Below are 13,020 nucleotides of genomic sequence, written 5' to 3'. Positions count from 1 at the left end.
ACCGCAAGAGCAATATCAAAAAGTTTTGATATTGCTCGATAGATGGCACTTCTCGGGGAAAGGGTCACTCTACAAATCGTCAGCGGAAAGGTTTCACCAGGCGAATGCGACTTTATCCACCGGAAAAACGCCTTCAGATGACTATCTGTCATTGCCCCGAGGCGGGTGGGTGAGGGAAAATGCTCGCCTTTTTTCCGTTTAGTTTTATTCACTCTCGATTCAATATCCGCAGGAGAACAGCGATGCCCAGCCGTCGTGAGCGTGCCAACGCCATTCGTGCCCTCAGCATGGATGCCGTGCAAAAAGCCAACAGCGGCCATCCCGGTGCCCCTATGGGTATGGCGGATATCGCCGAAGTACTTTGGCGTGACTACCTGAAGCACAACCCGAGCAATCCATCGTTCGCCGACCGTGACCGCTTCGTGCTGTCCAACGGTCACGGCTCGATGTTGATCTACTCGCTGCTGCACCTGACCGGCTATGACCTGTCGATCGATGACCTGAAAAACTTCCGCCAACTGCACAGCCGCACCCCGGGTCACCCGGAATTCGGCTACACCCCAGGCGTTGAAACCACCACCGGTCCTCTGGGCCAAGGTCTGGCCAACGCCGTTGGTTTTGCCCTGGCAGAAAAAGTCCTGGCGGCGCAGTTCAACCGTCCGGGCCACAATGTTGTCGACCACCACACCTACGTGTTCCTGGGTGATGGCTGCATGATGGAAGGCATTTCCCACGAAGTCGGCTCCCTGGCCGGTACTTTGGGTCTGGGCAAGCTGATCGCCTTCTACGACGACAACGGCATCTCCATCGACGGCGAAGTCGAAGGCTGGTTCACCGACGACACGCCTAAGCGTTTCGAAGCTTATAACTGGCAGGTCATCCGCAACGTCGACGGTCACGATCCTGAAGAGATCAAGATCGCGATCGAAACTGCGCGCAAAAGCGATCAGCCAACCCTGATCTGCTGCAAGACCACCATCGGTTTCGGTTCGCCGAACAAGCAAGGTAAAGAAGACTGCCACGGCGCCCCACTGGGCGACGCGGAAATCGCGCTGACCCGTGCTGCGCTGAAATGGAACCACGGTCCGTTCGAAATCCCGGCCGACATCTACGCCGAGTGGGACGCCAAGGAAACCGGTCGCGCGGCCGAAGCCGAATGGGATCAGCGTTTCGCTGCCTACTCTGCTGCCTTCCCTGAGTTGGCCAACGAGCTGATTCGTCGTCTGAGCGGCGAACTGCCGGAAGACTTCGCTGAAAAAGCCTCTGCTTATATTGCTGAAGTCGCTGCCAAAGGCGAAACCATCGCCAGCCGTAAAGCCAGCCAGAACGCATTGAATGCCTACGGCCCGCTGTTGCCTGAACTGCTGGGCGGCTCCGCTGACCTGGCCGGTTCCAACCTGACCCTGTGGAAAGGTTGCAAAGGTGTGTCGGCTGAAGACGCCAGCGGCAACTACATGTACTACGGCGTTCGCGAGTTCGGCATGAGCGCGATCATGAACGGCGTGACCCTGCACGGCGGTCTGGTGCCTTACGGCGCGACCTTCCTGATGTTCATGGAATACGCCCGCAACGCAGTGCGCATGGCCTCGCTGATGAAGCAGCGTGTCGTGTTCGTCTACACCCACGACTCCATCGGTCTGGGCGAAGACGGTCCGACTCACCAGCCGATCGAGCAACTGACCAGCTTGCGCAGCACGCCGAACCTCGACACCTGGCGCCCAGCCGATGCCGTTGAATCGGCGGTGTGCTGGAAAATGGCTCTGGAACGCAAGGACGGCCCTTCGGCGCTGATTTTCTCGCGTCAGAACCTGCAGCACCAAACCCGTAATGCGTTCCAGATCGCCGACATCGCCCGTGGCGGTTACGTGTTGAAGGACTGCGACGGCGAGCCTGAGCTGATCCTGATCTCTACCGGTTCGGAAGTCGGTCTGGCGGTTCAGGCCTACGACAAGCTGACCGAACAAGGTCGCAAGGTGCGTGTTGTTTCGATGCCTTGCACCAGCGTGTTCGATGCTCAGGACGCCGGCTACAAGCAAGCGGTTCTGCCGTTGCAGGTCAGCGCCCGTATCGCTATCGAAGCCGCCCACGCGGACTACTGGTACAAGTACGTCGGCCTGGAAGGCCGCGTGATCGGCATGACCACCTACGGCGAGTCGGCGCCTGCGCCAGCCTTGTTCGAAGAGTTCGGCTTCACCCTGGAAAACATCCTGGGTCAGGCTGAAGAGCTGCTGGAAGACTAAAACACGGACGTGGCAGTTATGTTTTCATGCCTGCCGCGATTCCTGTAGCAGCTGGCGCAGCCTGCGTTCGGCCGCGAAGCGGTCGTAAACCCGACAACGCGTATCTTTAACTGGAGCGCGGTGCCTGATTTTACGACCGCTTCGCGGCCGGACGCAGGCTGCGCCAGCTGCTACAGGTCCGTATTGGTACATAGAATTCGTCTGCCCGCGTCTATCGAGAACCCCATGCCTCAACCGCGTCCTTACAAAGTTGCACTCAACGGCTACGGCCGGATTGGTCGTTGCGTCTTGCGTGCGTTGTTTGAGCGAGGCGAGAAGGCCGGGTTTGAAATTGTTGCGATCAACGATCTGGCGGACATGGCCAGCATCGAATACCTGACTCGCTTCGACTCCACTCACGGGCGTTTTCCCGGGGAAGTGAAGGTCGATGGCGATTGTCTGCATATTAATGGCGACTGCGTGAAGGTCCTGCGCAGTGCCACCCCCGAAGGCATCGATTGGGCGTCGCTGGGCGTCGATCTGGTGCTGGAGTGCTCCGGCGCTTACCACACTCGTGAAGACGGCCAGCGTTTCTTGGATGCCGGCGCGCCGCGGGTGCTGTTTTCCCAGCCGATGGCCAGCGAGGCGGATGTCGACGCCACCATCGTCTACGGCGTGAACCAGGATTGCCTGACCGGTGATGAGTTGCTGGTGTCCAACGCGTCCTGCACCACCAACTGCGGCGTGCCGCTGTTGCGCCTGCTGGATCAGGCCATTGGTCTGGAATACGTGTCGATCACCACCATTCACTCGGCGATGAACGATCAGCCAGTGATCGACGCCTATCATCACGAAGACTTGCGCCGCACCCGTTCGGCGTTTCAGTCGGTGATTCCGGTGTCCACTGGTCTGGCGCGCGGCATCGAACGCTTGTTACCGGAACTTGCCGGGAGAATTCAGGCCAAAGCCGTGCGGGTGCCGACGGTTAACGTGTCTTGCCTCGACATTACGATGCAGACCGTGAGCGACACCGACGCCACCGAGGTCAACCGGATATTGCGCGAGGCCGCCACCAGCGGCCCGCTCAAAGGCCTTCTGGCCTACACCGAGTTGCCTCACGCCAGTTGTGATTTCAACCATGACCCACATTCGGCCATCGTCGATGCCAGTCAGACCCGAGTTTCCGGCCCACGGCTGGTGAACATCCTGGCCTGGTTCGACAACGAATGGGGTTTTGCCAACCGAATGCTGGATGTTGCAGAACACTATCTGCAATCAGCTGGCTCTCCAAAACACTGCTCTCCAAAACAGTAGGAAATGCGACCCATGACCGTGTTGAAGATGACCGACCTCGATCTGCAAGGTAAGCGCGTACTGATCCGCGAAGACCTCAACGTCCCAGTCAAGGACGGTGTTGTCACCAGCGATGCGCGTATCCTGGCCTCGCTGCCGACCATCAAGCTGGCCCTGGAAAAAGGCGCGGCCGTGATGGTCTGCTCGCACCTTGGCCGTCCGACCGAAGGCGAGTTCTCGGCCGAGAACAGCCTCAAGCCAGTCGCTGACTACTTGAGCAAGGCTCTGGGCCGTGAAGTGCCGCTGGTGGCCGATTACCTGGGCGGCGTTGACGTGAAGGCCGGCGACATCGTGCTGTTCGAAAACGTGCGCTTCAACAAGGGCGAGAAAAAGAACGCTGACGAACTGGCCCAGCAATACGCCGCACTGTGCGACGTGTTTGTGATGGACGCCTTCGGCACCGCTCACCGCGCCGAGGGTTCGACCCATGGCGTGGCCAAGTTCGCCAAAGTCGCGGCCGCAGGCCCGTTGCTGGCCGCCGAACTGGACGCACTGGGCAAAGCCCTCGGCGCCCCGGCCCAGCCAATGGCGGCGATTGTTGCCGGCTCCAAGGTCTCGACCAAACTCGACGTGCTGAACAGCCTGAGTCAGATCTGCAACCAGCTGATCGTCGGCGGCGGCATTGCCAACACCTTCCTGGCGGCTGCCGGTCACCCGGTCGGCAAGTCCCTGTACGAGCCGGACCTGCTGGACACCGCTCGCGCCATCGCCGCCAAGGTCAGCGTGCCGCTGCCGGTCGACGTCGTGGTTGCCAAGGAATTCGCTGAAACCGCCACGGCTACCGTCAAGCTGATCGCTGATGTGGCCGCAGACGACATGATTCTGGACATCGGCCCACAGACCGCGGCGAATTTTGCCGAGCTGCTGAAGTCGTCCAAAACCATCCTGTGGAACGGCCCGGTGGGCGTGTTCGAATTCGACCAGTTCGGTAACGGCACCAAAGTCCTGGCCCAGGCCATCGCAGAAAGCTCGGCGTTCTCCATCGCTGGCGGCGGCGACACCCTGGCCGCCATCGATAAATATGGCGTTGCCGGTCAGATCTCCTACATTTCTACCGGTGGCGGCGCGTTCCTCGAGTTCGTCGAAGGCAAAGTTCTGCCGGCCGTTGAAGTCCTGGAAAGCCGGGCCAAGGCCTGAGGCCGCCCATTTGACCAGGCAAAGGAGTGTTCAGATGGTCAAGACGTTAGCGCTATTGATTGTCGCGGGTTCGCTGGCGGCTTGCGGGAGTAACCCGAAAGCCCCGAAGGTACCCGAGACGCCTGAACAGGACAAAGGCTGCTATCAGGCCGACTGGCAGGCCGAAACCAACCCGGTGATCAACAAGCGTTCCGGGCCTGATGGCCTGGACAAATACGAGACACAGACCCCGGCCAAGGAACATGGCTGCCCTTGACGGGTCTGACACTTTACTCAGGGCTGGCGGCGTGCGTCGTCAGTCGAGGAACATGGATGAAAGGTTTTATCGCCGTTACGGCGCTGGCTCTGCTGGCAGGTTGCGCCAATTTGAACCTGTTCAAGCCTGCCAAATCGACGGACAGCTGGACCACCTGGACCTGCGACAGTCAGGCCAAAGTGCTCTGGCGCTACACCGACGAAAGCCGCAAGGAAGTCGACGTTCGCTTGGGCGGTGCCGATCAGGTCTACCGCCTGAAGCATGAGCCGGGCGCCGAAGGTTCGCTGTACAGCAACGACATGCTGGCGTTTCACATAAAAGGTGAGGAAGGCCTGGTGTACTGGGTCGCCACCAATGATTTGATCGGCCGCGGTTGCAAAGCGCAGTAACGCCGCAAGATTGAGGCAACACCGAATTGGCAGGCAGGGCTGACCCCCGATCTGCAATAACTTGAATAGCCGCCGCCGCTACGGCAGGCTGGCACGATTAACGACCCTCAACCGGGAGATACACACACAATGGCACTTATCAGCATGCGCCAGATGCTGGACCACGCAGCCGAGTTCGGCTACGGCGTTCCAGCCTTCAACGTCAACAACCTTGAGCAGATGCGCGCCATCATGGAAGCCGCTGACAAGACTGACTCCCCGGTGATCGTCCAGGCTTCGGCCGGTGCTCGCAAATACGCCGGCGCACCGTTCCTGCGTCACCTGATCCTAGCGGCAATCGAAGAATTCCCGCACATCCCGGTGTGCATGCACCAGGACCACGGCACCAGCCCTGACGTCTGCCAGCGCTCCATCCAGCTGGGCTTCAGCTCGGTGATGATGGACGGTTCCCTGGGCGAAGACGGCAAGACCCCGACCGACTACGACTACAACATCCGCGTCACCCAACAAACTGTAGCCCTGGCTCACGCCTGCGGCGTATCGGTAGAAGGCGAGCTGGGCTGCCTGGGTTCGCTGGAAACCGGCATGGCCGGTGAAGAAGACGGCATCGGCGCCGAAGGCGTTCTGGATCACAGCCAAATGCTGACTGACCCGGAAGAAGCCGCTGACTTCGTCAAACGCACTCAAGTCGACGCCCTGGCCATCGCCATCGGCACCAGCCACGGCGCGTACAAGTTCACCAAGCCGCCTACCGGCGACGTGCTGGCCATCGACCGCATCAAAGAAATCCACAAACGCATCCCCAATACCCACCTGGTGATGCACGGTTCGTCTTCGGTTCCGCAAGACTGGCTGGCGATCATCAACCAGTACGGCGGCGACATCAAAGAAACCTACGGCGTACCGGTTGAAGAAATCGTCGAAGGCATCAAGCACGGCGTGCGTAAGGTCAACATCGACACCGACCTGCGCCTGGCATCCACCGGTGCGATGCGTCGCCTGATGGCTACCAACCCGAGCGAGTTTGATCCGCGTAAATTCTTCGGCGCGACCGTGACGGCGATGCGTGATGTGTGTATCGCACGTTATGAAGCGTTTGGTACGGCCGGTAATGCTTCGAAGATCAAGCCGATCTCGCTGGAAGCGATGTATCAGCGGTATTTGAAGGGTGAGTTGAACGCTAAGGTTAACTAAGCCTTTGGTGTTTTAGTTTTACGAAAAACCCGCCGAAAGGCGGGTTTTTTGTCGCTCTGAGAAAAATCTGGCGAATTAAATTCTTTGGTGACAGCGCTAAATGAATGAATCTATAGCATCTAACAATTTTGGCATATCTGTGTATGGATTAAGGTGGTGTGGTTTATCTCGACCAAGTTGGGAGGACTGTGTTGCGGCTAAGTTCATGTTGCAAGCTAGCGTTCTAGCCTTGCCGATGTATTTGGATAAAAAGTCATATACTTCTGATCCAGCTTTATCGTAATCCTTTCCCAGGTTCTGTCGAAATTTCGATTTTAAGCAGCTTCTATTTATTAAATCGTTATAGCAATTATATGGTGCTGAGCTATTTGTAAGGTGCAGCAATAGCCAGTGTTCAAAGCAAACATTAGAAAGAGCGATATTTATGCCGTTATCCTTTGCTCTTTTGTAAGCTTTGTCGTGAAGTTCATCCGTATATTTGGCTACTGATTCTCGATCGTATACGACCCAGAATTCATCGCCTTTAGCAGCGGCACTGCTTTTTTTATGATTTATTGCGACTTCCACGAGTTCGATGGGAGTGTTCTTTCTAGTTTTTTCGACAATTACAACATGTCGTAGCGCCTTGTCTTCAATGTCTGATATATATCCATTCAAGTAATTAGGTTCGGTTTTGGCTCCTTCGCAGTAAATATGCATTTTTTTTGGAAGAGTTCTAGAGGAGGAGTTTCGAACTTTAGGCATTTTTGTTTTCTTCCGTTACTATTCTCTCCTTTTTTTTACGTGTATTACTTGTCTCCTTTATCTTTCCTGTAAGTATTCCGGCAATGTTTTTATAGTTTATGTTTGGCAGCGCACCAAAACGCCCCTCGTCGTACCAATGGCTGTACGGACTATTCGATTTTACTGATGATTTGTCAAATTCATCTAGGGAGTAAAGTGTAGATGCTCCACTATTTTTCTCAGTAAACCAAATTTGATCTCTTCTAAGAAGTTGTGGTGACATTAAGTTAATGTCGTGAGTTGTAAATATCAGTTGGGCGTTAAGTTTGTTGACTTTAGGGTCGTTGAATAGTTTTATAATTAATTCCCCGATATGAGGGTGAAAGCTATTATCCAATTCATCCATGATCAAAACCGCGCCAGCTTCAAATGCAGTTACAAGTACTGGTAAAAACTGAAAAAGTTTTTGAGTTCCATCTGACTCATCTCCTATATCAAATGTGGCAAATCCCTCATCTTCTTTTATGTGTGAGAAAACAAAATTGTATTTGTTTCTTTTTACTATTTCCTCGCGTAGGTCGCTTGGGAGGTTTTTTGGAAAGCCATTTAGCAGTTCTTCAACGTTGTTTTCTTTGCGAGTGATTTTAGTAATGCCTGTATCTACAAATGAAAGCAATGTGGCGACCTTGTTTAGTAGCTTGGGCTCGGTGTAAAGAGTAGATGAATTAAATTTTTGAGCAAAGCCTACGTGGAATATGGTTCTAAAATAATTGTACACGGACCTTATAAGGTCTGAGGCGGCTGCGTTATTCCCAGCTTTTGCTAAATAGCTGTTGTTCTTAAAAAACGGAAGTCTTTTTTGTCCTCCTTTATAATGGCTGCCAAAAGTAATTGTTTCCCAAGAGTCGCTAGCCATTCTCTTGAAGATGTTGGCTTTCTGTCTCGATGGGTAGAAGTCGAGACTTTCTTCTATTATTTCTGTGCGGTTATAGGAGACTGAATAAATGTATCGCAAACTGTCGAAATTGATGAATTCAAGTTCAAAGTGCACTGGTTTAGAGGCGTTTTCGTCAGAAAGAAGGTATGGCTCATAACATGGGATAATCTCGCCTTCCTTCAAATCACCAGAATTTTCAGTTATCCACTGCAGTGCTTTAAAGGCTAGCAATAAATTCGATTTGCCTGACGCATTGGCACCGTAAATACCCGCAGTTCTTAGAACATTAACGCGTTCATTATCGGTTGTGACAACGTTATCCAGGAGATGAGATTTTGGGTTTTCAACATTCATGCTGAAAAGCTGTTCGTTTTTCAGCGACCTAAAATTTTTGACGGTAAAGTCTATGATCACTTTTATATCTCTTTCGTATACTGGTTGGGTTTTTGAGCTATTTTTGTCAAAAAAGGCCCGAGTAAGTGATTAGACAGAGTTTTTCAGGAATTTCAAGGATTTTTTCGATTTTTACTGCTATAGCGACCATTCACTTAGGAGAGGATAACTTTTCCCACAAAAATTCAATGATTTAGAGATGCGTACTTACCCGTTGAACCGGTCAAAATAGACAGTGATGATCAATGGTTGGATAAAAACCCGCGTTTGCAGGTTTTTATTTTTAGCAGAATTTTAGCTGTCTGATTTCTCTTCAAACCCACGCTGCTCAATCACCCGAAACACATCGCTCACATCCTGGATCAGGATCCGGGCGATGTTGGTAACGGTGTTGATGTCGTTTTCGGCGTAGTCGGGGAGGCTGGTGCAGGCCATGAGGTTGAGGTACTTGAGGACGGCGCTGAGGCGTTCGCTGACGCAGTTGTGGAGTTCGCGGATTGGGGCGTCACTGTCGATGAGCAGGACGGGGTAGTCGGTGGCGAATTGGGACATGGGGGTGAAGCGGCGGGGCGGATTGTTCATTTTCATAAGTAAATCTTCCTCGAATCTAAAAGAAGAGCTACTGCCGTTCGCTGCGAAACGAAATGGGTGGTAGCTGTGTGCGGGTTCGCAGACCAGGGATACGAGGAACCCGGCAGACCCGGAGGTCTCCCACACACAGCCACCATAAAAAGGAGGACGGGTGCTGATGCGCCCGTCATTTTCGAGGCGCTAGGTTACTACACGTATCGTTAGGGCTGCGAAACCCTGTCGCCAACGATGTCAGCGACAGGCCAACTTTAGGCAGCGATTCGGGTAGCCGCAACCGGGCTGTAGGACGCCTTTCCGGTCATGTGGCGAGACGGTTTGGTCTCGTTCGGTGGGGGAGCGGCAATAGAACCGGGCGATGTGGTGTGTCTGAGGAAATTGCGTAGCAGGGTTTGGGGCTGCTTCTCATTCCAGCGGGAGCAAGCTCCCTCGTCACGGTCGGAGGAGTCCTACGAGTTTTTCGGAGGCTCAAATAATTTGGTTGTAGCAGCTGTCGAGCTTGCGAGGCTGCGTTCGGCTCGGGCCGCGTTCGGACGCAGCAGTCGTAAATCAGACACCCCATTTTTTCAGGTAGACCGGGTTCTTCGGGCTTGCGAGGACTTCGTCCTCGGACGCAGCCTCGCAGGCTCGGCAGCTGCTACAGAGATCGAGTTGTTCTTGGGAGGGTTGGGACGCGGAGGGTTATTTATCGTGATCAATATCCAGCTTGCTGAACGTCACTTTCCCGCCTTCGCTGGTGTACCCGGTGTTGTCCTGCACATAAGCCCCGGCCTTGAAGTACAGCGGCTTGACGCTCCAGGTCTTGCTGATTTCGGTGTCCCACTGGTAGCCCGCCGCACTGATGCCCAGCGCGCCGCCTGGGCTCAGGTGGATGAGGTAGTTGAACTCCCGATCCAGTTTCACCCCGGTAGCAAGGGTGATTGTCCGTGCGTCATCGTCATCAGGGCGCATACGAACCTTGGCGACGATGTTGCCTGACTGCGTGCTGGTCGAGTACTGATACTCGAGCTTCACCATGGGCTTCTGGCTTTCATAGGCGTGGATCTGGCCAATGACAATCTTGCCCGAGGTTGGTACCTGGTTCACCGCCAGGGTGGCACGCAGGGAGTTGTCGGCGTCCGGGTAGCGCCAGTTTTTCAGGGTCCCATTGCTGTAGGTTTCGCGAAGTTCAGTGCGGGGATACTTTGCGTTTTCAGTTGTAGCACCGGTGACCGGGGCCCAGAAAAACAAGGTGCCGGTGTTGGAGTGGAAGTATTGATCCTTGAAGCCATCCACCAGTTTTGATGTTTCAACGGTGTACGGCGGATTGCCGACGGGAACGCTGAGGTTCCAGGTTGCGAGATCGATCATAGACAAAAGCTTCCACGGATTTTTTTGCTGCACGCACGTGCCAGAAGCTCTAGCACGCACCTTGGGGGCAGTCCTTATAATCGCAGAAGTTCAATTTGTTAATGCGTAAATGACAAACGGGTGACGTCAAAATCCTGTTAAAAGGCCATCTTTCCCGGTTTTAGAGGGCTGTGGCGCCGACCGTTAGTCGGCAAATGGACGCTTTGGTTAAATGATGGCGTACTGATAGCTTCTGCTTTAGCGGAACCCGGTCTAGAGTGAAGGCTTAGTATTTGTCCGGTTTTCACGAAAAACCGGCCTGACGTCCCGCATAAGAGAAGCAGCATGGAATGCGCGCAACCCACGCCAGCTGAAGGCAACTCAATCCTTTTAATCGTCGATGATTACCCTGAAAACCTGATCAGCATGCGCGCGTTGTTGCAGCGCCAGGACTGGCAGGTCATGACCGCCGCCTCGGGCTTCGAGGCGCTCAGTCTGTTACTCGAACACGATGTCGACCTGGTGCTGCTGGATGTGCAGATGCCGGGCATGGACGGTTTTGAAGTGGCACGCCTGATGCGCGGAAGCCAGCGAACCCGCCTCACGCCGATCATTTTCCTTACCGCCAACGAGCAGTCCCAGGACGCCGTAATCAAGGGCTATGCCAGCGGTGCGGTGGATTACCTGTTCAAACCGTTCGACCCGCAAATTCTCAAGCCCAAAGTCCAGGCGCTGCTCGAGCATCAGCGCAATCGCCGTGCGCTGCAGCGCCTGAGCCACGATCTGGAGGTCGCACGCGCGTTTAATGCCTCGGTGCTCGACAATGCCGCCGAAGGCATCCTGGTGGTCGGTGAGGACGGTCTGATCCGCTTTGCCAATCCGGCGATGTCGCGGCTGCTCAATGCCACGGTGCAAGACCTGCAAGGCAAAGAGTTCCTGGACTTCCTGCAAAATCCGCACATCCCGATCTGGGCCGACTCCGAGTTGTTCGCCGGTTACAAACGCGGCGAAATCCTGCGCCTGCATGATGCATTGCTGCGTACGGCGCCCGGCCAGCAGGTGCCCGTGGCGCTGTCCTGCGCCCCGTTGCCCAGCGAGCAACATGCGATGGTGGTGACGGTGCTGGACATGTCGGTGGTGCGCCATCTGCATCAGCAACTGGAGTTCCAGGCCGTCACTGACCCATTGACCGGGCTGCTCAATCGTCGTGGCTTTTACCAGACGGCGGAAAACCTGCTGTTGCGTGGCGACCGCTCCGACAGCGCCTGGGTGCTGCTGTATTTGGACCTCGACGGCTTCAAACGGGTCAATGATTCCCTCGGTCACGATGCCGGCGACCGGGTGTTGCGGTGGGTGTCCGAGCAGTTGAAGGCCTGTCTGCGGCCCTTCGACATTCTGGCGCGCATGGGCGGTGATGAGTTCACCGCTTTGCTGGATCTGGAATTCCCCGAGCAAGCGGCAAAAATTGCCGAGAAGCTGATTGAGCGGGTGTCGATCTGTCAGCAGATCGATGGTCTGGATATCGCGTTGGGCGCCAGCATCGGCATTGCGACGTACCCGGATTGCGGTTCCAATCTCGACGGCCTGCTGCGCGCATCTGACATCGCCATGTACGAAGCCAAGCGCGCCGGCCGTCAGCAATATCGATTCTACGATCACGAAATGAACGGCCGGGCGCGCTCACGGTTGATGCTCGAAGAAAGTGTGCGCGCGGCCATCGAGAACCGTGATTTCAATTTGGTGTATCAACCTCAGGTGGCCATTGCCAGTGGGCAGATTCGCGGGTTCGAAGCGCTGATCCGCTGGCAGCACCCGAGCGTCGGCGATGTACCTCCGGGGCTGTTTTTGCCATTGCTGGAAGAGGCGCGGTTGATCAGTCGCCTGGGCAGTTGGATCTATCAACAAGTGGCGAGCCAGCGAAAAGCCTGGGAAACCTTGTTTGCCGACGACTTGGTGCTGGGCGTCAGTTTGAGCAGTACGCAGTTCGGCATGCCCAATCTGGTCACCGAGTTACGCCAGGTACTGGAGCGCCATGGTTTGCAGGCGCGCCATCTGGAAGTCGAGGTCACTGAAGAGGCCTTGATGCAAAACCCCGAGGAAACCCGCAAACAGCTGCGCCTGCTGCGTAACCTGGGTGTGCGAGTGGCCCTGGATGACTTTGGTTCCGGGCCGTGTTCGCTGTCTCATCTGCGGGATCTGGAGTTGGACACGCTCAAGTTCGACCGGCATTTGATTGCCCGGCTTCCGGAGTCCTCACGCGATGCCGCGCTGGTGCGCAATGTGATCGAGCTGTGCAAGGAGTACGGGATGCTGGTGATTGCCGAGGGGGTGGAAACCGTTGCGCAATATCAATGGCTGCAAGCCAATGGTTGCGAGTACGTGCAAGGGTTTCTGGTCGCACGGCCGATGATGGCCGAGGACGTCGGCGACTTTGTAAGGCCGTTCGACTGGAACACGCTGACCGGCTGAATTCGCTACACTGGCGACCTTTTCGTGAATCGT

At 55.4% G+C, this 13,020-nt stretch carries 11 protein-coding genes; 7 read left to right on the top strand and 4 right to left on the bottom strand.

The features are described from left to right. Nucleotides 1-242 precede the first annotated feature (242 nt). The 6 genes from tkt (at nt 243) to fba (ending at nt 6,548) form a co-directional block, all read left to right on the top strand. Nucleotides 243-2,240 carry a transketolase gene (gene tkt, locus QFW87_RS27445; protein WP_283189312.1) on the top strand — a complete coding sequence of 666 codons (1,998 nt, stop codon included), beginning with the start codon at nt 243-245 and terminating at the stop codon, nt 2,238-2,240. Between the two features lie 225 nt (nt 2,241-2,465). Beyond that, nucleotides 2,466-3,533 carry an erythrose-4-phosphate dehydrogenase gene (gene epd, locus QFW87_RS27440; RefSeq protein WP_282483226.1) on the top strand — a complete coding sequence of 356 codons (1,068 nt, stop codon included), beginning with the start codon at nt 2,466-2,468 and terminating at the stop codon, nt 3,531-3,533. 12 nt (nt 3,534-3,545) lie between these two features. Then, nucleotides 3,546-4,709 carry a phosphoglycerate kinase gene (locus QFW87_RS27435; protein WP_283189311.1) on the top strand — a complete coding sequence of 388 codons (1,164 nt, stop codon included), beginning with the start codon at nt 3,546-3,548 and terminating at the stop codon, nt 4,707-4,709. Between the two features lie 34 nt (nt 4,710-4,743). After that, entirely contained in the window at nt 4,744-4,965 is a 222-nt protein-coding gene (locus tag QFW87_RS27430; RefSeq protein WP_283181993.1) for a hypothetical protein, read from the top strand. A 56-nt stretch (nt 4,966-5,021) separates the two neighbouring features. Continuing rightward, nucleotides 5,022-5,354, top strand: a complete 333-nt coding sequence (locus QFW87_RS27425) for an MliC family protein (protein WP_283189310.1) — start codon at nt 5,022-5,024, stop codon at nt 5,352-5,354. 129 nt (nt 5,355-5,483) lie between these two features. Further along, complete coding sequence (gene fba, locus QFW87_RS27420) at nt 5,484-6,548, top strand: class II fructose-bisphosphate aldolase (protein ID WP_046045276.1); 1,065 nt, start codon at nt 5,484-5,486, stop codon at nt 6,546-6,548. Between the two features lie 96 nt (nt 6,549-6,644). Here the strand turns inward: fba and QFW87_RS27415 are convergent, their stop codons facing one another. The 4 genes from QFW87_RS27415 to QFW87_RS27400 all read right to left on the bottom strand — a co-directional run bounded on the left by QFW87_RS27415 (nt 6,645) and on the right by QFW87_RS27400 (nt 10,539). Further along, a complete protein-coding gene (locus QFW87_RS27415) occupies nt 6,645-7,292 on the bottom strand; it encodes an RloB family protein (RefSeq protein WP_283189309.1) in 648 nt (215 codons plus the stop codon). Next, nucleotides 7,285-8,622 carry an ATP-binding protein gene (locus QFW87_RS27410; protein WP_283189308.1) on the bottom strand — a complete coding sequence of 446 codons (1,338 nt, stop codon included), beginning with the start codon at nt 8,620-8,622 and terminating at the stop codon, nt 7,285-7,287. Before QFW87_RS27410 ends, QFW87_RS27415 begins: the two co-directional genes overlap by 8 nt. A gap of 273 nt (nt 8,623-8,895) precedes the next feature. Then, entirely contained in the window at nt 8,896-9,189 is a 294-nt protein-coding gene (locus QFW87_RS27405) for a fructose-bisphosphate aldolase (protein ID WP_283189307.1), read from the bottom strand. 681 nt (nt 9,190-9,870) lie between these two features. Next, on the bottom strand, nt 9,871-10,539 hold the full coding sequence (locus QFW87_RS27400) for a polysaccharide lyase family 7 protein (RefSeq protein WP_283181991.1): 669 nt from the start codon (nt 10,537-10,539) through the stop codon (nt 9,871-9,873). Between the two features lie 324 nt (nt 10,540-10,863). On the opposite strand from QFW87_RS27400, the gene QFW87_RS27395 reads away from it, so the two are divergent. Next, nucleotides 10,864-12,987, top strand: coding sequence for an EAL domain-containing protein (locus QFW87_RS27395; protein ID WP_283181990.1), 2,124 nt, complete (start codon nt 10,864-10,866; stop codon nt 12,985-12,987). Nucleotides 12,988-13,020 lie beyond the last annotated feature (33 nt).

Origin of the sequence: Pseudomonas sp. PMCC200344 (assembly GCF_030053095.1) — a bacterium.
GTDB classification, from domain to species: Bacteria; Pseudomonadota; Gammaproteobacteria; order Pseudomonadales; family Pseudomonadaceae; genus Aquipseudomonas; species Aquipseudomonas svalbardensis.
The sequence above is the reverse complement of the archived record's forward strand: the minus strand, read 5'-3'. Positions and strand labels throughout refer to the sequence as shown.